The organism is Acinetobacter baumannii (genome assembly GCF_009759685.1).
GTDB classification, from domain to species: domain Bacteria; phylum Pseudomonadota; class Gammaproteobacteria; order Pseudomonadales; family Moraxellaceae; genus Acinetobacter; species Acinetobacter baumannii.
Genome location: NZ_CP046654.1, coordinates 3,660,573 through 3,677,987, shown reverse-complemented (window position 1 = coordinate 3,677,987; position 17,415 = coordinate 3,660,573). Strand labels below are relative to the sequence as shown.

At 36.8% G+C, this 17,415-nt stretch carries 23 protein-coding genes; 9 read left to right on the top strand and 14 right to left on the bottom strand.

Annotated features, from left to right (window positions below; genetic code table 11):
• Positions 1-115 precede the first annotated feature (115 nt).
• Positions 116-976, bottom strand: a complete 861-nt coding sequence (locus GO593_RS17560) for an alpha/beta hydrolase family protein (RefSeq protein ID WP_000361720.1) — start codon at positions 974-976, stop codon at positions 116-118.
• A 137-nt stretch (positions 977-1,113) separates the two neighbouring features.
• On the opposite strand from GO593_RS17560, the gene GO593_RS17555 reads away from it, so the two are divergent.
• Positions 1,114-1,569, top strand: coding sequence for a hypothetical protein (locus tag GO593_RS17555; protein ID WP_000365974.1), 456 nt, complete (start codon positions 1,114-1,116; stop codon positions 1,567-1,569).
• A 33-nt stretch (positions 1,570-1,602) separates the two neighbouring features.
• Here GO593_RS17555 and GO593_RS17550 read toward each other — a convergent pair whose 3' ends face one another.
• From GO593_RS17550 to brnQ, 3 genes are all read right to left on the bottom strand, one after another.
• Positions 1,603-1,848: a hypothetical protein gene (locus GO593_RS17550; RefSeq protein ID WP_000949688.1), complete on the bottom strand. Its 246-nt coding sequence runs from the start codon at positions 1,846-1,848 to the stop codon at positions 1,603-1,605.
• Between the two features lie 257 nt (positions 1,849-2,105).
• Positions 2,106-2,525, bottom strand: a complete 420-nt coding sequence (locus GO593_RS17545; RefSeq protein WP_000838064.1) for a GlcG/HbpS family heme-binding protein — start codon at positions 2,523-2,525, stop codon at positions 2,106-2,108.
• 191 nt (positions 2,526-2,716) lie between these two features.
• On the bottom strand, positions 2,717-4,018 hold the full coding sequence (gene brnQ / locus GO593_RS17540; protein ID WP_001186685.1) for a branched-chain amino acid transport system II carrier protein: 1,302 nt from the start codon (positions 4,016-4,018) through the stop codon (positions 2,717-2,719).
• 352 nt (positions 4,019-4,370) lie between these two features.
• Between brnQ and map the strand changes: the two genes are divergently transcribed.
• Positions 4,371-5,165 (top strand): type I methionyl aminopeptidase, encoded by a 795-nt coding sequence (gene map / locus GO593_RS17535; protein WP_001202772.1) that lies wholly within the window; start codon positions 4,371-4,373, stop codon positions 5,163-5,165.
• Positions 5,166-5,218: 53 nt separating this feature from the next.
• Here map and GO593_RS17530 read toward each other — a convergent pair whose 3' ends face one another.
• Complete coding sequence (locus GO593_RS17530) at positions 5,219-6,121, bottom strand: LysR family transcriptional regulator (protein WP_000954523.1); 903 nt, start codon at positions 6,119-6,121, stop codon at positions 5,219-5,221.
• Positions 6,122-6,364: 243 nt separating this feature from the next.
• Between GO593_RS17530 and GO593_RS17525 the strand changes: the two genes are divergently transcribed.
• Entirely contained in the window at positions 6,365-6,688 is a 324-nt protein-coding gene (locus tag GO593_RS17525) for a hypothetical protein (protein WP_000121846.1), read from the top strand.
• Positions 6,689-6,734: 46 nt separating this feature from the next.
• Here the strand turns inward: GO593_RS17525 and grxD are convergent, their stop codons facing one another.
• Positions 6,735-7,076 (bottom strand): Grx4 family monothiol glutaredoxin, encoded by a 342-nt coding sequence (gene grxD / locus GO593_RS17520; RefSeq protein WP_000138830.1) that lies wholly within the window; start codon positions 7,074-7,076, stop codon positions 6,735-6,737.
• Between the two features lie 227 nt (positions 7,077-7,303).
• On the opposite strand from grxD, the gene GO593_RS17515 reads away from it, so the two are divergent.
• Positions 7,304-8,512, top strand: coding sequence for an aspartate aminotransferase family protein (locus GO593_RS17515; RefSeq protein WP_000129948.1), 1,209 nt, complete (start codon positions 7,304-7,306; stop codon positions 8,510-8,512).
• 50 nt (positions 8,513-8,562) lie between these two features.
• On the opposite strand, the gene GO593_RS17510 is transcribed toward GO593_RS17515, so the two are convergent.
• The 3 genes from GO593_RS17510 to GO593_RS17500 form a co-directional block, all read right to left on the bottom strand.
• Positions 8,563-8,994, bottom strand: a complete 432-nt coding sequence (locus tag GO593_RS17510; RefSeq protein WP_000156920.1) for a CBS domain-containing protein — start codon at positions 8,992-8,994, stop codon at positions 8,563-8,565.
• A 140-nt stretch (positions 8,995-9,134) separates the two neighbouring features.
• Entirely contained in the window at positions 9,135-9,509 is a 375-nt protein-coding gene (locus tag GO593_RS17505) for a DUF2750 domain-containing protein (RefSeq protein ID WP_001087274.1), read from the bottom strand.
• Between the two features lie 237 nt (positions 9,510-9,746).
• Positions 9,747-9,980, bottom strand: a complete 234-nt coding sequence (locus tag GO593_RS17500) for an SEL1-like repeat protein (RefSeq protein ID WP_000616034.1) — start codon at positions 9,978-9,980, stop codon at positions 9,747-9,749.
• A gap of 215 nt (positions 9,981-10,195) precedes the next feature.
• On the opposite strand from GO593_RS17500, the gene GO593_RS17495 reads away from it, so the two are divergent.
• The 5 genes from GO593_RS17495 to GO593_RS17475 all read left to right on the top strand — a co-directional run bounded on the left by GO593_RS17495 (position 10,196) and on the right by GO593_RS17475 (position 13,876).
• The gene (locus GO593_RS17495; protein WP_000185571.1) at positions 10,196-10,555 is read left to right on the top strand and encodes a hypothetical protein; all 360 of its coding nucleotides are present in this window, start codon (positions 10,196-10,198) and stop codon (positions 10,553-10,555) included.
• 100 nt (positions 10,556-10,655) lie between these two features.
• Positions 10,656-10,982: a hypothetical protein gene (locus GO593_RS17490; protein ID WP_000955082.1), complete on the top strand. Its 327-nt coding sequence runs from the start codon at positions 10,656-10,658 to the stop codon at positions 10,980-10,982.
• A gap of 107 nt (positions 10,983-11,089) precedes the next feature.
• Positions 11,090-12,196 carry a signal recognition particle-docking protein FtsY gene (ftsY, locus tag GO593_RS17485; protein ID WP_001187342.1) on the top strand — a complete coding sequence of 369 codons (1,107 nt, stop codon included), beginning with the start codon at positions 11,090-11,092 and terminating at the stop codon, positions 12,194-12,196.
• A 188-nt stretch (positions 12,197-12,384) separates the two neighbouring features.
• Positions 12,385-12,981 (top strand): nitroreductase family protein, encoded by a 597-nt coding sequence (locus GO593_RS17480; protein WP_000102943.1) that lies wholly within the window; start codon positions 12,385-12,387, stop codon positions 12,979-12,981.
• Between the two features lie 223 nt (positions 12,982-13,204).
• Complete coding sequence (locus tag GO593_RS17475; RefSeq protein ID WP_000175347.1) at positions 13,205-13,876, top strand: YccT family protein; 672 nt, start codon at positions 13,205-13,207, stop codon at positions 13,874-13,876.
• A gap of 57 nt (positions 13,877-13,933) precedes the next feature.
• Here the strand turns inward: GO593_RS17475 and GO593_RS17470 are convergent, their stop codons facing one another.
• Genes GO593_RS17470 through cydP form a run of 5 tightly spaced genes read right to left on the bottom strand, consistent with a single transcriptional unit; the run spans position 13,934 to position 17,271 of the window.
• Positions 13,934-14,233, bottom strand: coding sequence for a cyd operon YbgE family protein (locus tag GO593_RS17470; protein ID WP_086221468.1), 300 nt, complete (start codon positions 14,231-14,233; stop codon positions 13,934-13,936).
• Positions 14,234-14,335, bottom strand: coding sequence for a cytochrome bd-I oxidase subunit CydX (cydX, locus tag GO593_RS17465; protein ID WP_000270276.1), 102 nt, complete (start codon positions 14,333-14,335; stop codon positions 14,234-14,236).
• Positions 14,336-14,348: 13 nt separating this feature from the next.
• The gene (gene cydB, locus GO593_RS17460) at positions 14,349-15,494 is read right to left on the bottom strand and encodes a cytochrome d ubiquinol oxidase subunit II (RefSeq protein ID WP_000575167.1); all 1,146 of its coding nucleotides are present in this window, start codon (positions 15,492-15,494) and stop codon (positions 14,349-14,351) included.
• Positions 15,491-17,077, bottom strand: coding sequence for a cytochrome ubiquinol oxidase subunit I (locus tag GO593_RS17455; RefSeq protein ID WP_000622648.1), 1,587 nt, complete (start codon positions 17,075-17,077; stop codon positions 15,491-15,493). Before GO593_RS17455 ends, cydB begins: the two co-directional genes overlap by 4 nt.
• Entirely contained in the window at positions 17,077-17,271 is a 195-nt protein-coding gene (cydP, locus tag GO593_RS17450; RefSeq protein ID WP_000053889.1) for a cytochrome oxidase putative small subunit CydP, read from the bottom strand. The genes GO593_RS17455 and cydP overlap by 1 nt, the downstream gene beginning before the upstream one ends.
• Positions 17,272-17,415 lie beyond the last annotated feature (144 nt).

Sequence of the window (17,415 nt, the reverse complement as noted above, 5' to 3'; positions counted from 1 at the left end):
CCTTAGCAGAACTTTAACGGTATATCGACGCATTTAAGTAAAAAGCTGCTCGTTTTTAATACAAAAAAACCTCTAAGCCGGATTACTGACTTAGAGGCGAAAATAAAAGCAGTGATTAATGTTTAATTTCTTGTTCTAAAATAGACCAAAGTTTTTGATGTGATTTTTTAAATAACAGCATATGGCCAATTGATTTATAGCCTAAATCTTTTGGGCTAAGTTCAATCATTTTTTTATTCGCATTTGGATATAAACTTAATAATTCTTGTACGTTACGTTTGGTTGCAATCTCATCATCATCAGCCCAAATAGCAGTAATTGGACATTGAATATCTAAATGAAAATCATGAAAAATTGTCTTGCCTATGGCGTTTTTTACATATCCGGGACGGCTACAAAACTCTCGCCATTGTTGAGCAACTTTTTTAGGTAGGTTTTCTCCCATACCAATGAATTGAGTTGCTCCATAACCTTTAACAAGACTAGAAATAGGGAAGATAAGATTAAACATAACTGGCGCTAAAACCTTGGTTTTTCCTTTAAGGCCTTTAATATGTCCAGTTGAACCTGCAACCGTTATCACTTTTGCGACTTTATTATAGTTAGGTACGACTCCTAGTAGTTGTCCGCCAGCACTATGTCCAATAAGAATAACTTGATTTGCTTTCGTTTTTATTAATAAGGCATCAATTGCAGCAGGAATATCTAGTGTTCCCCAGTCGGTAATACTTGCGGTACTTTGTTTTAAAGCTCCATGTAGGGATTCGCCAATACCACGGAAGTCAAAACTCAATACATCATAGCCTTGTTGGCTTAACCACGTTGCGAAAGAGTGATAAAAGTTTTTAGTTATACCTGTTGCTGGACAAATCAGGATAGGGTATTCAGCTTTCTTTTCTTGAGCAGGATAAAATTGAGCTGCAAGCTGATAACCATCTTTACAGGTAATCCAAAAAGATTCAAAAGTCTTATCCATAGATTTAAAGTTAATTGGCTAATCATTTATCTTAATGTACATGAGTTCTGAAAAGGTACTTGATTAAAATGTGACTATAAAGTCAAGATTTATGTTATATAGCTCATCAAATTTTAATAAAACGAATAACGGAAATTATGGATTTATCAAAAGCTGTACAGCTGGCTATTGTTTTTAGTGGCGTCTTTTTATGGATAGGAATGTTAACTGGAGTATGGAAATATTGGCAAATTCGCCGTTCCGAATTAAGCCGCGCACATTATTATGTAGATATTGCACATAGAAGCAGTTTGCTTTATGCAGCAGCCACACTTATTCTGGCTGTATTGAGCTATTTCACGATTTTAAATGAAGATATTGCTTTATGGTGTGTATTGGCAAATATACTGTTTTTTAGTTTCTCAATTTTAGTTTATATCATCCACGGATTTTTGCAGGATACGACGAATCAGTTTAAACAACCTCATAGGTTAGGGCATTTTAGTTTACCTACATGGTTGATGACGTTTATGATGTTCGCTTTAATTATTACTGAGCTGTTAGCAACTGCTATTTTAGTGATGGGGACAATTTTATTGTTTTTAAGCAAATAAAAATGGATGATCGCTCATCCATTTTTAGAATTCTTATTTCTGTTGACTAAGTCGTCTTTTAGCTAATTTTCGCATTTTGTGGTCGACAAAGGCCCATACACAAAATACAAAAGAAACAACCATGGCATACATAAAGTATTCTGGTTTCAGATTCCCTTTAATCATACCTTGAAACAGTAAAGTCAGCATAAGAGCAAGCGTCGTTACTCCATAAACAACTGAATCTTTGCTGTTCAGAGTGTTAATGAAGACTTGTTTGTTGAAATGTAATGATAACATCTCCATCCCTCCTTGTGGTTGCGCTAAAACCGAATGTTTTAGTCAAGAATAAGTTTAATGTTGTACTTGTATTTTTAGCTTAATTCAATAGTCAATAGAAAATTTTTTGAACAGTTTTATAAAAACTTCTATGTTTATAAATGGTTAAGGTATTAAAAAAGTAAATATTAAACATTTTTGTATAAAATAATTACTTTTTTAGAAAAGAGAAATTATTTAAATGAAAAGTATAATAATTTCTCTTCTTTAAATTTGCTTTAGCTACTTTGTTTTTGTAAAAAAACATCAATAGCGTGTTGAGCAATTTCAGCATCTTCAAAAGATTGAACACCTGAAACACCAATCGCGCCTAAAATCTGGCCTTCATAAATAATCGCTTTTCCGCCTTCTAGCATACCTTTAGCACTTGGCATACTCAAGAAACCAAGACGACCATTTTGAAGAAGCTCTTCGTAAAATTTAGAAGGACGACCGCTCATTGATGAGCATTTAGCTTTTTCTAAGCAAAGATGTGTGGTGAGAGGAGAAGCGCCATCTAGACGTTTCATAAGTAATAAAGAGCTTGTTTCATCAACAATGGCTATACTGACTTTAAAGTTGTGTTCAATTGCATATTTCTGAGCTTCTTCCATTAAAAACTCAGCATCTGCTAATGTTAAATAATATTTACTTTTCATTTATGCTCTTCTTTCCTGAGTAAGCTAAAAATTATTTTAGTGTAATATTACAGTAAAAATTAATTATATCTATAGTTGAATTGTCACTAAATGCTGATGTTAGAAATAAAATGCTGGTTGGGTAAACGCAGCATTTTATTCAATATATAAAATCATGTTTGGGTAAAACTCGATTTCAAAAAAACATCAGATTAAATGCTTTTATGTTTAACTTTGTCGATAAGAGTGGTCACTACAAGAACAACTAAAGATGGGATCAACCATGCCAAGTTTTGTTCATTTAACGGTAAGTGTTGAAGGAAATTAGGAAGGTAATCACCAAAGCCTGCAACCTTAAGCCCGTCAATAATTCCGAAAATTAAAGCAATGCTTGTTACTGAGCCGACAATAAAAGAGGGTTTATGCCAAAATTTCCAGAAGAAACTGAGCATAATAACTACAATTGCAGGTGGATAAATTGCACTCAAGACAGGTACTGATACGGCAATTAGCTTAGTCAATCCAAGGTTGGAAATAATGAAAGAGAAACCAACTAAGATGAAAACTAAAAGCTTATATGGCAATTTGGTGAGTTGAGCGAAATATTCAGCACATGCACAAGTTAAGCCAATTGCAGTAACCATACATGCTAAGAAAATGAGGCCTGTTAAGAAGAGTGAACCCATATTCCCAAAAGCATGTTGAACATATGCATGTAGGATTACAGCACCATTTGCTGCATTAGGAGCGACCTCATGACTACCCAAACCTAATTTAAATAAGCTTAAGTAAACTAAAGTAAGCCCTACTCCAGAAATAAGGCTGGCAATAATTGCATACTTGGTCACTAGTTTGTTGTCAGTAACACCACGCGAGTAGATCGCTTGAATAATGACGATACCAAATACTAAGGCACCTAAAGTATCCATGGTGAGATAACCATTTACGAAACCTTCTGAAACAGGAGAGTTAACGTAATGATTAATTGGAGCAGGAACATAACCCGCAGGAATCATAACCGCTGCAATACCTAAAATTGCTAAAGCGATAATTTTCAGAGGAGCTAGAACATGTCCAACTGTGTCTAAAAGCTTGTTTGGATATAAAGAAACGACAGTTACAAATGCGAAGTAAATTGCACTGTAAATTAAAAGGCTACTGCTAGACGTTCCAAAATAAGATGAGAAACCAATTTCATAAGAAACTGTTGCGGTGCGTGGTGTAGCAAATAAAGGGCCAACTGATAGATAACAAACTACAGTTAAGATCAGACTTGCGATACGACCTAGCGGTGAACTAATAATTTCAATGGAACCCTGCATACGAGAGAGGGCCATAATGGTAATTACAGGTAAGCCAACGGCAGTAATCAAAAAACCTATGGCAGCTAGCCATACATGATCACCAGCTTGTTGAGCGACAATGGGAGGAAAGATAATATTACCAGCCCCAATAAAGAGGGCAAAGGTCATAAAACCTAAGGCAATAATATCTCCGGTACGAAGCTGTTGCATAAATTAAATTTAACAAAAAAGAAAGAATTTTAGAGCAAAAGAGATCATGATCAAGCGCTATTTTATGTGAAAAAGCTTTTTTTTAGGCCGTATCAATCATCCAGAGATATTAAAAATATCAACTGGTTAAGTTATCTACTTGAAAACTCATTGAAAGAAATAAAGAAAACATTTTTTAGGTCTGACTTTTTAAAGAAATTGTGTAAAAATGAAAATATAAATTTCTATTATGAATGTTGAATATTTGGACATTTAAAGCTTTCCGCCTATCCTATATCCATTCTAAAATATTCTAAATTAACTAACATTTTTGTAGGCGTGGTAAAAGCAGTGCCTACGAGGATAAAATTGAATGAGAGCTTCTACTGTTACAATTAAAACTGAACAAGATCTAGAAAAATTAAGAGTTTCTGGGCGTTTGGCTGCACAAGTTTTAGAAATGATAGGGGAGTATGTCAAGCCAGGTGTAACAACTGAATATTTAGACAATATTTGTAATGATTACATCGTAAATACTTTAAAAGTTATACCGGCTAATGTGGGTTATCATGGATTCACAAAAACAATATGTACTTCAGTCAATGAAGTGGTATGTCACGGTATCCCTTCTCAAAATAAAATTTTAAAAGATGGCGATATTATTAATATTGATGTAGCAATTATTAAAGATGGCTATTTTGGTGATACGAGCCGTATGTACTATGTCGGTAACGTAAATCCACATGCTAAAAAATTAGTTGAAACTACTTATGAAGCAATGGTCGCTGGTATACATGCAGTTAAACCAGGGGCGACTTTAGGGGATATTGGTTACGCTATTCAATCGGTCGCTCATCGCGAAGGATATAGCATTGTTCGTGAATATTGCGGGCATGGCATTGGTAAAGTTTATCATGAACAGCCTAATATTCTACATTATGGACAACGCGGCCAAGGTCTTGTTTTGAAAAAAGGGATGGTCTTTACAATTGAACCTATGGTTAATGCAGGCAAACCTCAGGTAAAAGAGCTAAATGACGGCTGGACCGTAATTGCCCAAGATCATTCGTTATCTGCTCAATGGGAACATATGGTTGCTGTTACAGATACAGGATTTGAATTATTAACGCCGTGGCCCGAAGGTGTGGGAAATTATCCAGAAATTTAATATGCATAAAAAAAGTTCGATAATCTATCGAACTTTTTTTATGCGGCTTTGATTTATGGATGTTCTGAAAGATGTTCTACCAAATAATCAATAAATACACGTACAGCTGGCAGTAAACCTCTTCGTGACGGATAAACAGCATGGAATATACCGTGGGCTGCTTTCCAGTCTGGCAAGATTTGTACAAGTTGACCTGATTTTACAAAATCCTCAGCTGCTGTGTCAGGTAGCAAGGCAATACCACAATTTTGACTTGCAAGTTGGGCAAGCATATAAATATTTGTTCCCATGATAGTTGGGCTAACTTTCACTTTCTTCAGTTGGTTGTCTGGGCCATGTAATATAAATTGTTGATCTAAATGTTCTTCAGACAAGCTTAAAATACGATGATCACTTAACTCATCAGGTGACTTAATATTACCAAACTCATTTAAATAAGCTTGGCTTGCAAAGAGACTTTGTTCTATGAGTGCAAACTGTCTTAGTACCAGACTAGGGTCATCATCTAGTTTAGATCTGACCCGTAGAGCAATATCAATCCCTTCATTAATTACATCAACGCGTCGATTACTTACAATAAGTTGTAAACGAATTTCAGGATATTTTTTTAAAAATGCCGGTAAAATTTTGGGTAGCTGATTTTGTGCTATGTCTACAGGAACGCTTACTTTGACTACCCCCCTAGGTTGAATACTTAAGTGATCAACCAAATCATGAGCTGCTTGTGCGGCATTCATCATGACTTGGGCGTGTCTATAAATATCCATACCAATATCGGTAACTGCAAAATGACGAGAACTGCGCTGAATTAAGCGAACCCCTAAATTTTCCTCTAAGTTATAAACACGACGACTTAATTTTGATTTTGGAATATCCGTAACACGTTCGGCGGCACTAAATCCACCATGCTCAACAACAAGGGCAAAACAATAAAAATCATCAAGATCTGTGAGCATTAAAATATCCTATTTATGCAACACTAAAGATTTTACATTATTACTTTTGCAACGATAAAGTTTGATTTTAATTTTTTGTAAAAAGCTTATAAATAAACCATAAAAGAGAGAACTAAATAATTTGAAATCTCATTGTAATTACATTGAAATTATTTTGTAATTTATTTTCTTAAATTAATAAGCAAATATGGCGCTTATAGGCTAATTCTCCTAAAATATATTTTTCTCAATTTTTTAAATAATATGTCTTACCAGTTAGTTGAATTAGAGAACGCAACCGCTAATATTATTTGCCCGATTTGTAAGCTTGCCGTTATTGATTGGACACAAGAGCAATATGTTCAACCTTGTGAACATACAGTATTTATTGCAATGGACTTAGGATTTGAGTTTGTTGCTGACCGTTTTGAAGAAGTTATGAATCAAAACGTAGATGAGTTACATGAAGATCCGAATATGAATATTTTTGATGCGATAACGACTACACCATATAAAAATTTAACTATTTTAAAAGCAGATCTTGGTGTAGATGGACTATTTCGTTATGTCGGTATAAGTGATTGTTAAATTTATAAGTATAAAAAAGCCAATCTTTCGATTGGCTTTTTTATTATTAAGCTTCTGGAGCTGCGCTGTATTGTTCGATTAATGGTTTTAATTCGCCATTTTGGAACATTTCAAGCATGATATCGCTACCACCAATAAGCTCGCCGTTTACCCATAATTGTGGGAAAGTAGGCCAGTTTGCAATTTTTGGTAAAGTTGCACGAATATCAGGGTTTTCTAAGATGTTCACATATGCAAATGGACGACCAATTTGACTGAGCGCCTCTACTGCACGTGCAGAGAAACCACATTGTGGAAACTGTGGAGTGCCTTTCATGTAAAGTAAAACGGGATGCTTCGCAATTTGATCGCGAATTAACGCTTCAGTATCACGTGCTTGTTCAGTCATAAATAGATCCTCAACTAATCTTGCAGCATTATAGGGGGTGTTCACATCGCTTTGCAAACCGCCTTGTTGCTTAAAGTTGCACAGAATATTCAATATTTTATTGTATAAACCGAAGCGATAGCAAAAAGCAGACGAAATTTTAGATAAATGAATGATGAGACTTTTCATCAGTGCAAGTTTTTGTTTATATAAACCCTTCTTAAAACCTCATACAGACAGAGTTCGTGATGACTGATATTACCCTAGCTCCAGTACAACCTGATCAACCAACACATTTAATGGCTACTTATGGTCGCCAAGCGATCAGTTTTGTTCGAGGCCGAGGGGCGTATCTTTATACACAAGATGGTACAGAATATTTAGATGCACTCACTGGTATTGCTGTATGTGGTTTAGGGCACGCTCATCCAGCTATTGCAGAAGCCATTGCAGAGCAAGCAGCTACACTCGTGCATACGAGTAATTTGTTTGAAATTCCTTGGCAAACTGCGGCTGCTCAAAAGCTTGCTCAAGTTTCAGGTATGGAAGAAATTTTCTTTTCAAACAGTGGCGCCGAGTCAAATGAAGGAGCAATTAAAATTGCTCGTAAATTTGGTACTCAACAAGGTATAAGCTTGCCAAAGATTATTGTTGCTGAGCAGTCATTTCATGGTCGTACTTTGGCGACACTGTCAGCAACTGGTAACAAGAAAGTACAAGACGGTTTTGCACCTTTAGTGGAAGGTTTTATTCGAGTGCCATTTGGTGATATTGAAGCGATTCAAGAGGCTGCCTTACAGCATCCAGATATCGTTGCTATTTTAATTGAACCAATTCAAGGTGAAGGTGGTATTAATACTGCACCACAAGGATTTAGCTATTTAGAAGAAGTTCGCCAAATTTGTAACCAACATAACTGGTTAATGATGCTAGATGAAATTCAAACTGGTAATGGCCGTACTGGTAAATACTTTGCGTATCAACATACGAATATTATTCCGGATGTTTTGACCACAGCAAAAGGTTTGGGTAACGGTTTTCCGGTGGGTGCTGTAATGACTCAAGGTAAAGCAGTAGGCTTGTTAGGGCCTGGCAGTCATGGTTCTACTTATGGTGGTACAGTATTGGGTTCTCGTGTGGTTTACACGGTAATTGATACGATCCAGAAGGAGAATGCAGTAGAGAATGCAGCAGTAGTGGGTAATTATATTGTTGACCAATTACGTGCTCAATTGTCGGATAAGAATGTGCAAGTACGTGGTTTCGGTATGATGATTGGTATCCAATTACCTAAAGATTGTGCTGAGCTCGTTGCGATTGCTCGTGATGAATACAAACTTATTATTAACGTTACGGCAGGTTCGGTGGTGCGTTTATTACCGCCAATTAACATAACACAAGCTCAAGCTGATATTTTGCTAGAGCGTTTAGTCGCATTAATTACGAATTATCTTTAAGTTTAAGGACAATAAAAATGGGCGTTAATCGCCCATTTTTATTTTTGTATTTAGCCTGAAATATATTGTTTTAATTGTTCAATCAAAACCTTCTGGTCTTCCATAGCGGCTTTAACCAAGTCACCAATTGAAATGAAACCAACCAATTTTCCATTATCTAATACAGGTAAGTGACGTAAATGACGATCGGTCATAAGCTGTAAACATTCTTCAACCGTATTATTTAAACCTACCGTAATCACTTTTGCTGTCATAATTTCAGCTACTGTAGTGCTATAAGATGAGCGCTCCATAAGCGTTACTTTTCGTGTGTAATCGCGTTCAGATAATATTCCAACAACTTGTTCACCTTCTGCTACGACTAAAGCACCAATACCTTTTTCGGCCATAATCGTAATTGCTTCGAGGACAGTTGCTTCGGGTGAAATTGTAAAAATGGCTTGTTCAGATTTGTTCTTAATTACTTGTGCAACGATAGTCATTTCTTCTGTCCTGTTGTTTTATCATTTTGATTTAAATTAGCTCGATTTTTGAAAAATGCAAAGACTTGCCAGTCATTCAAATATAAGTTTTATGTTCAAGCGTTCAAAAAGCACGCTATATTGGGTAGCTCAAAGAAACTTTAAGCTACCTGCCATTTTGGATGATTAAAAAAGAAATGATGCATTTGCTGTGTAGATAACTTCAACTTGCGATGAGATGAGTTAAATAAAGCAGGAGTGACTTTTAACCGTGTTAAAGTAGGTAATAAAGATTCATGAAAGTCTTTTGGGGTAATCTTTCTTGGCTTGTAATTGGGCCAGTGAGTTTTGGCGTATCGATGTGCTTGTACTCCATTTAGCCAGAACGGAAAAATAAAATCTTCCTGATCTGATTTAATGGCCCAGCCTTCATCAAATAGTCCCCACAGAACCCCGCAGTACATCATGGTTCTTAAAATATAAATCTTGATCATCAAGTCTTTAGAAACCGGTTGTAGATTACTTAAACTGTTCATTTTAAATTTAAAGGTTTTCAACTTGTCCTGCTTATTATAAGAGAACCACATGACATTTCAGTTTAAACAGGTGTCAAATCGTAAACAAATATTGATGAGTAGAAATATCTATACAAATAAATGCTGGATAAGGGGTACTTTCTAAGTCACGACTGAAGTGGCGAAGTAAAGCTTTAGGCAAATAGGTAATTTTGGTTTTGTATAGGTATAAAAAAACGCCACCTAAGTGACGTTTCTTTATGCTTGCATCGTGGCTAGCTTCTGCCAGTATTGTGCTTTCATGGAATCACGTTCAACACGGAAACCTTGGTAGTATAGTTCTGCTAAGAACAAAGCAGCTTTACCGTGACCAGCACGAGCAACTTCTTCTAACTGTGCAACTGCATCTTGGAAATTCATTTGAGACTGAATTGTGTTAACCGCAGTTGCGTATACATGTTCTAAATCATGATGAGAGATACGTTGAATCATATAAAACTCCTTATTGTAATTATGATTACTTTTTCTAAAGGCCACTGCCTTTGAACTAATTTAACTTAGAATTGTTAAACTAATATTACAAATTAATGGATTTGTCAACTATTAAGAAGCACCAATTAGTTCACTATTAGGATACATGATTAAACATTATTCACAAATAATTTTGAGTAAAATCAATATGAGAATAAAAGACAAGGAGAATAACTATGACAAATACTATTGATGGCTTTGTTTTTGATAATCCTCCTAAAGAGGAGCAAATCATAGAACTTGCCCATTACCATCGTAAATTATTAGACGAAGCAATTTTCCATCAAGAAATACATTTAGGGGATTATTGTCTAGCACAAAGGAAACGGGTTTTCGACTATGCTCGTCAATTAGACCCTAATCAAAAAGCTTGGTTCTATCAAGTTTATGATGGTGAACTTAGAAAAATTGCAGATGAAGATGAATTGCACCCAGCAGATGCAGAAGAAGGTTTAAGTATTTTTGCTATGCTATTAGTATTAGTTATTATTGCTGCAATTTTATACTTCTCTGTAATTCGTTCCTTAATGGGCTAGCAATTGTCATCCAGTAAGGTTAAAGAATAATAGCCTTACTGGATTTTGACCTTGTGCTGAAGTGCATTGAACCCTACACTACATTCATTAGAGGTAGGTCATGCTCACATTCAAAGAAAATTTTCTTAAATTAAAGTCTGAGTTAAAGGCAGATCAATGTTTTAATCTGGTTGTGATTATTATCATTGGCTGTATTTTTATGCTGTCTTATTTGGCATTACTACGTCCTGTGAATTCAGAACAGTATCAACGAATTGTGCAACTTTCTCGACAGGCTACTTATCCAAGAACTCAAGATATGGCCGAGTTGATTATGGCTCAATCAGAAATTCATAGAGCAGAGTATTTAAAGTTAATGCATGCTTATCAGTTTGAACATGATCACATCAAGCAATATCCTGCATTAGCGCAAGAAGATACTCAATAAGTATTGTCTTTATTTCAAAAAGGTTTTGCACGCTATTGAAGCAGGCAAAAATTTGAATTTATGCTAAACTTTCCGTTTTTTAACACGCTGCTTTTCAAGGAATCGGCATGCAACAACAATCGAATATGCAAAATAAATTCTTGATAGATGCTGAGATCGGGGATGACGATGTCACATTGCCTAATTTACCTGCTATCGATGTTCCTATCGTTGAGTCACCTGTTAAGCAAGAAGTAAAAGCTGAAGAAGTTGTCGAGGCTGCACCTTCTACAGAACCTGAGCAACCAAAATCTGGTTTCTTTGGACGAATGAAAGAAGGCTTGAGCAAAACTCGCCGTAATTTCACCGATGGGATGGTTAATATCTTAATTGGTGGGAAAGAAATTGATGATGAGTTGCTTGAAGAAGTCGAAGAGCAATTATTAGTTGCAGATATTGGTGTTGATGCAACAAAAACGATTATTACCAACTTAACTGAACGTACTGCTCGTGGTGATTTGATCTATTCACATTCACTTTATAAAGCTTTGCAAGAAGAGTTGGTTGCTTTGCTTGCTCCACGTGTGAAGCCTTTGCATATTGACCCTAATAAATCACCTTATGTGATTTTAATGGTTGGGGTAAATGGTGTTGGAAAAACAACAACAATTGGTAAATTAGCGAAGCGTTTACAAGGTGAAGGCAAAAAAGTGATGTTGGCGGCAGGTGATACATTCCGTGCTGCTGCTACTGAACAATTGCAAATCTGGGGTGAGCGTAACGATATTGCTGTAGTTGCTCAAGGTCATGGTGCCGATAGTGCATCAGTTATTTTTGATGCTTTTGAAAGTGCGCGAGCTAAAGGTATTGATGTACTGATTGCAGATACTGCGGGCCGTTTGCATAACAAAAGTAATTTGATGGAAGAGCTTAAGAAAGTTAAGCGTGTTATGCAAAAAATTGATGCAACAGCGCCTCATGAAATTATGTTGGTTGTAGATGCGGGTACTGGACAAAATGCAATCAACCAAGTACAAGAATTTGACCAGGCTGTTGGTTTAACAGGTATTACCATTACTAAGTTGGATGGTACAGCAAAAGGCGGAGTATTATTTAATATTGCTAGTCGTACTCATGTGCCAATTCGTTTCATTGGTGTGGGTGAAAAAATTGATGATTTAAGACCATTCTCGGCGAAATCGTTTGTTGCAGCACTATTTGAAACTGAAAAATAATTTTTAGCCAAGACTTAAAAAAACCTCACAAAATAGTGAGGTTTTTTTATATCCATATCTTTTTTTATTGTTGCGAAAATAAAACGAACTGTCATATTTTTAATGCTGATTATAAGAAATGAGTTCCATAGACTATATTCATTCCCAAACAACGGCCCATGGTCAATTAAATAGGTAGGAAATAAAAAATGTCTACTTTCTTAGATAAAATTAAAAACCGTCGTACTATTTATGCAATTGGTAAAAATGTTGCATTAGATCGCACAAAAATTGAAGAAACTATTCGTGAAGCGGTTAAACATAGCCCATCAGCGTTCAACTCTCAATCTTCACGTGTTGTTACTCTTTATGGTGAATCACATGCTAAATTCTGGAATTTAGTTCGTGAAGCATTACGTAAAATTGTTCCTGCAGATGCCTTTGCCGGTACAAATGCAAAGATTGATAGCTTCGTTGCTGGTGTTGGTACAGTACTATTTTATGAAGATCAAGCTGTTGTTAAAAGCTTACAAGAACAATTTGAGTTATATGCAGACAACTTCCCAGTTTGGTCTGAACATTCAAGTGCAATTGCTCAGTTTGCGACTTGGACTGCGCTTTCAGAACTTGGTTTAGGCGCATCGTTACAGCATTATAACCCGATTGTTGATGCTGATGCTGCTGAAGCATTTGATGTTCCAGCAACTTGGAAATTACGTGCTCAACTTGTATTTGGTTCTGTTGAAGCACCAGCTGGTGAAAAAGCATTTATTAGCGATGAAGATCGTTTTAAAACATTCAACTAAATTGAGTGGATGAAAAGAGTACCTAGAGGGTACTCTTTTTTATGCTTTTAAAGTTAGTTAGAAATTAATGATCAATAAAGTAGATGTTTATTAGAACTCAAAAAATATTTTAAAAGCTTGAGAGGCAGCTTCGTAAACAGGAGGTTGTCATAAAATCGTCATAATCATATTGCATATTGCTCATGTTTTTACAAACTATTAAATATTACAGAGACGTGAACAGATGACTTTAAGATTAAGTGTCGCTGCGATGGGTTTATTACTCAGCGGTTCAGTATTTTCAGCAGTTACAATTACAGCGCCAGAGGAAATCGTAATCCTTGCGGTGAATGGTCAGGAAGTCAACTCTGGATTATTCCGTTCTTCTAAAAATAATTATAAAGTCGATGCTGGTGAGACAAGCCTAAGTGTACGTTATCAAGAATATTTTGAGCATTTAAGTGGCGAACACGATATTGTTAAGTCAGGAGTGGTTACCATTCAAACTCCAGCGCTCAAAGATGGTCAAACTTATAAGCTTGCAATGGTAGATGCTCCAAAACAATTTGAACAAGCCAAAAAATATGCTGAGCAACCTACAGTGGCTTTATATAATTCAAATAATGAGTTAATTGTTCAACAAACTGGTGCTAATAATGAGGCAAGACCATGGTTTGCATCGGGATTGCTAGGGAAGGTTACTGATTTCACGACTAAATCATCTAAACAACAACCTGACGCTGTGTATGCTGCGGCAAAACCTACCACGACTCAAGCTAATGCGCCTGTTGCAACAACCATGCCTGCTACTGGTGTAGCACAAACTAATGATCAGCGTTTGGCAGAAATTTGGAAAAAATCTTCTAAAGCAGAACGTCAAAAGTTTATGGCTTGGTTAGCTGAGCAGTCGAATTAATTATTATCTATTAAACTAATTGAAATGAAAAAGGACCTCAAATGAGGTCCTTTTTGTTTAGGTTAGAAACCAGATGTAATAGCCTAAAAGCATGAGAGGCCAAGCTATCCATGGACTAAACAACCATTTCCATAACCAGAAGTGCGGCACAAAACCCACCCCATAAATGAAGCCCCCGGAAATACCCACCATCACCAGCATAAGCTGGCTATGATTGTAGTGTCCGTTTGCATCTAACATGAGGGAAGGATGCACCAGTAAAATTACAGCAAGCGGCAATGCCAACAGAAATGAAATGGCCATTGCGAATGCTTGAGCTTTTCGTTGACTTGATGCTGTCATTGCGGTTGCCATGATTTATTCCTCATCTAAATTTTGATGATGTTCGATATAAAGAGCGCTCAATACACCCGCGAAACATGCCATCAAAATTCCAAGAATCCATGCGAAATACCACATTTGCTTCTCCTTATTAGTACAGGCTATGCGAGTTTGACTCGATATGTTTATTAGTAATAACGCCCCACATTTTGTAATACGACCAACTGGTGTAGATCAAAATGATTGGAACGAATATGCATGCTGCAACAGTCATAACCCCTAAAGTACGATGACTTGATACAGCATCCCACATTGTTAAGCTAGAGTTTGGATTAACACTCGATGGCAATAAAAATGGGAAGAGTGCAAAACCGGCAGTTAAAATCGCACCTACAATCATTAAGCTTGTGCCAGCAAAACTTAAACCTGCTTTGGCTTTTGATGCTGTAAAGAAGGCAATAATTGCCCCTAAAATTGCCAGTACAGGAGCTACTTTTGTAATCGGATAGCTGCTGTAGTTATTCATCCAGCCTGGGTTGTTGTTTGTGACTACTTCTTTGGCTAAAGGGTTAAGTGCTGCGTTTGGATCAACTGCAGTAGCATAGCTATAACCTGGGACTTGGCCGAAGTACAACCATGCCCCAATTACAAGGAAACAAACTAAAAATATGGCTGCCATAATTTGAGTTGCTTTAGCAGAGCGTTGTTTCAAGGCACCGTCTGTGCGTAGCATAAGCCAAGCGCCGCCATGAGCACACAACATAGAAAGGCTGACAATACCGCAAACTAAAGCAAATGGGTTAAGAAGAGCAAAGAAGCTACCTGAATATTCCGAGCGTAATGTACTGTCTAAACTAAAAGGAATACCTAAGAATAAATTACCAAAGGCAACACCAAAAACAAGCGCTGGTACGGCACCACCAATACAAAGTCCCCAGTCCCAAGAGTTGCGCCATTGGGTATTTTCAAGTTTAGAACGATAGTCAAAACCTACAGGACGTAAGAACAGGGCAAATAGCACAAGTAATAAGGCCCAATACATTCCGGAAAATGCGACCGAGTATACCATTGGCCAAGCTGCAAATAGCGCGCCACCAGCAGTGATAAACCAGACCTGATTACCATCCCAATGGGGTGCGATCGTATTAATAGCAGCACGGCGTTCGTTATCAGTTTTACCAACAAAAGGCATGAGTGCCATTGAGCCCATATCGAAACCATCGGTTAGGGCAAATCCAATGAGTAGGACTCCAACTAACACCCACCATATGATTTTTAGGAGTTCATATTCAATCATGATAAAGCCTCCCCATTAACAGCTGTTTTTGGCTCTTGTTTTTCAAAATGGTATTTACCAGTGTGAAGTGAGCTTGGGCCTAAGCGAGCAAACTTAATCATTAAGTACATTTCAATAATCAAAAGTACGGTATAGAACGCTGCTAGAGCGAGAATTGAGCCCCACACATCGCCCGTACTTAAACTTGAAGCTGATAAGTGCGTAGGTAAAATTTCACCAATAGACCACGGCTGACGGCCGCCCTCTGCTACATACCAACCAGTTTGTGCAGCAATCCACGGAAGTGGTAAGGCAAATAATGCATATTTAAGTAGCCAAGGTTTATTCTCAGCATTTCTTTTCGCTACTGCCCAAGTTGCTAAAATGAAAAGAAGCAGCATTAAGAAGCCAGAAGCAACCATTGCACGGAAAGAGAAAAACAGAGCTGTAACATTCGGAATAGTATCTTTTACCGCCGCTTGAATGTGCTGCTCGCTTGCATCGACTACATTCGGAGCATATTTCTTAAGAAGTAGACCATAGCCTAAGTCTTTTTGATTTTTCTCAAATGAAGCTAATAACTCTGGTGAGCGATCACCAGCACGTAATTTTTCAAGCTCAGCATAAGCAAGCATACCGTTACGAATACGAACTTCGTGCTGTTGCATTAAGTCTTTCAAACCAGTGACTTCTTTCGTAGTTGAACGAGTGGCGATGAGGCCTAATGCGTATGGAATTTTAACTGCATAATCTGTTCGCATTTCTTCATGGTTTGGTACACCAAACAAAGTAAACGGAGCAGGAGCAGGATGAGTATCCCATTCGGCTTCAATTGCAGCGAGTTTAGTTTTTTGAACATCACCTAACTCATAACCCGACTCGTCACCTAGTAAAATTACAGAAAGTGTAGAAGCAAGGCCAAAAATGGCAGCAATTGCAAATGAACGACGTGCGAAAGGAAGGTCACGTTTTTTGAGTAGATAGTAACTTGAAATGGCGAGTACGAAAATCGCACCTGTTACATATCCGGCGGAAACAGTATGTACAAATTTAACCTGTGCAACCGGGTTGAAAATAAGTGCACCGAAATCAACAAGCTCCATACGCATGGTTTCGAAGTTAAATGCTGCACCTACAGGGTTTTGCATCCAGCCATTCGCAACTAAAATCCAGAGCGCTGACATGTTAGAACCTAGGGCAACTAACCAAGTTACTCCTAGATGTTGAACTTTACTTAAGCGGTCCCATCCAAAAAAGAATAGACCGATAAATGTAGACTCAAGGAAGAATGCCATTAAACCTTCAATTGCTAATGGCGCACCGAATATATCACCTACATAATGAGAGTAATATGCCCAGTTTGTTCCGAATTGGAACTCCATGGTTAAGCCTGTAGTTACGCCTAAGGCAAAGTTAATACCAAATAGTTTTCCCCAAAACTTAGTCATATCCTTGTAAATCTCTTTACCAGATATAACGTAAGTGGTTTCCATAATAGCCAGAATAAACGCAAGGCCTAGGGTCAAAGGTACGAAAAGAAAGTGATACATTGCGGTCATGGCAAATTGGAACCGCGAAAGATCAACCACGCTTTCAGAAATCATCAACGTGTCTCCTTAATGTGGGAAGAGTTATCGCCTGCAATATGCTCGGCGACCTGATTGTCAAAATTTTTGGGGATAGTGGGAGCGTCAAACCAAATATGTTTGATTGTTAAGAGAAGCGCGACTTTAATTATTAGAATAATTGCGATTTCTCTAATTAATCGGGAGTTAATATCTAGATTTTTAAGGCTCATAAAATAAACCTCGATACATATTAATTTTATTATTAATCAAAATATATTAAAAATAAACAATAAATATATTTTAAATTAAAACTTAATTATTTTTTCAATAAAAATCATGTGGTTAATAATTTAAAAATTATTGATAAAATATCT